We start from the raw sequence: 209 nt of genomic DNA, 5'->3' as shown, positions 1-209 counted from the left end.
CCCAGTTGCCGGCTGGCAGTTTTTGAATTCAGGTCATTGCCAAAGTAGGTAATCTGAGCTAACCCGTCCAAATAAAATTGATTATTGCCGTACCACGTGCTTGTTGTGCCTATTGTGTAACCCTGCGCACGAATGTTACCTGCACCATGCACAGAGCCTGCATCAGCATTAATATTCGAATATTGCAGGAAAACACCGCCTGCCGCTGA

1 protein-coding gene is annotated in these 209 nt (G+C 47.4%); it reads right to left on the bottom strand.

Annotation, left to right across the window (positions count from 1 at the left end):
- On the bottom strand, positions 1–209 hold a 209-nt coding region (locus AAC147_RS07570), incomplete at both ends, for an autotransporter outer membrane beta-barrel domain-containing protein (protein ID WP_047686198.1).

This window comes from Xenorhabdus sp. NBAII XenSa04 (assembly GCF_963866145.1).
Classification (GTDB): Bacteria; Pseudomonadota; Gammaproteobacteria; order Enterobacterales; family Enterobacteriaceae; genus Xenorhabdus; species Xenorhabdus indica.
Note: the sequence above shows the minus strand (reverse complement) of the source record. Positions and strands in the feature narration are given on the sequence as shown.